The organism is Pseudomonas ulcerans, from assembly GCF_036324125.1.
In the GTDB taxonomy this organism is placed as follows: Bacteria; Pseudomonadota; Gammaproteobacteria; order Pseudomonadales; family Pseudomonadaceae; genus Aquipseudomonas; species Aquipseudomonas ulcerans.
In genome coordinates this window covers 1-1,190 of the sequence record NZ_JAZDQN010000094.1, presented here as the reverse complement: position 1 = coordinate 1,190, position 1,190 = coordinate 1, and the positions used below count along the sequence as shown (strand labels likewise).

1 protein-coding gene is annotated in these 1,190 nt (G+C 56.8%); it reads right to left on the bottom strand.

The window, feature by feature from the left end:
- Positions 1–146: 146 nt before the first annotated feature.
- Positions 147–1,127, bottom strand: coding sequence for an IS5 family transposase (locus tag V0R59_RS31665; RefSeq protein ID WP_330078431.1), 981 nt, complete (start codon positions 1,125–1,127; stop codon positions 147–149).
- Positions 1,128–1,190 lie beyond the last annotated feature (63 nt).

Here is a 1,190-nt window from a genome sequence, read left to right as displayed (position 1 = left end):
GGATGCTCTGAATTAGCCGGATATTTTCCGGCTATTGGGAGGTCAGTCCCTCTGAATGCCAGCAGCCCACCGAAAAACTGATCACTCTCGTCATTCTTCGGCCCTTTCAGCGCCGTCGAGATGCTTCGCTGCGGCGAATATCCGCATTAAACACGCACCTCTCCTGCGTTCATCAACAAGTACCGGCGTGCCATCCATAGGTTCGACAGCGCGAACAACGTCACCATTTGCGCTGTGTTCTTGGCCAGGCCCCGGAAGCGTACTTTCGCGTAACCGAACTGACGCTTGATCACCCGAAAAGGATGCTCGACCTTGGCTCGAACCTGGGCCTTGGCCTTCTCGATCTTGCGGATCACCTTGTACAAGACGCTGCGCTTCCCATGCTTCTTGTACGTGCTGCGCCGGGCTGCAATCTGCCAAATGACTTTGCGCCCCGCGTGTTCTTCGCGCTTTTCGACACCGGTGTAACCGGCATCGGCACAGACCACGTTTTCTTTGCCGTGCAGCAGTTTGTCGACCTGCGTAACGTCGGCAACGTTGGCTGCCGTGACCACAACGCTGTGCACCAGACCCGACTCATCATCGACGCCGATGTGGGCTTTGGCGCCGAAGTAATACTGATTGCCCTTCTTTGTCTGATGCATCTCGGGATCGCGCTTGCCGTCCCTGTTTTTGGTCGAACTGGGCGCGTGAATCAAGGTGGCATCGACGATGGTGCCCTGGCGCAACGACAAGCCGCGATCCCCCAGATACTCATTGATGACACCGAGAATCCCACCCGCCAACTCATGCTTTTCCAGTAGACGTCGAAAGTTGAGAATGGTGGTTTCGTCCGGGATTCGTTCCAGGCTCAGTCCGGAAAATTGGCGCAGGATCGTCGTCTCATACAGCGCTTCTTCCATCGCCGGGTCGCTGTAGCCGAACCAGTTCTGCAGGAGATGTACGCGCAGCATCGCCATCAACGGATAGGCCGGGCGACCGCCTTCGCCCTTTGGATAATGTGGCTCGATCAGAGCGATCAAGCCTTTCCACGGCACCACCTGATCCATCTCGATCAGGAACAGCTCTTTGCGGGTCTGCTTACGCTTGCCGGCGTACTCGGCATCGGCGAAGGTCATCTGCTTCATCAGGCGTCTCTGCGGTTGAGATCAGGCATTCTGCCAAAGCTGGAAGCCCTCTTCAGAGTTTCC

What these genes read in the sequence shown, in the direction of transcription:
- V0R59_RS31665 (WP_330078431.1), bottom strand. Translation starts at nt 1,127, where the DNA reads ATGAAGCAGATGACCTTCGCCGATGCCGAGTACGCCGGCAAGCGTAAG.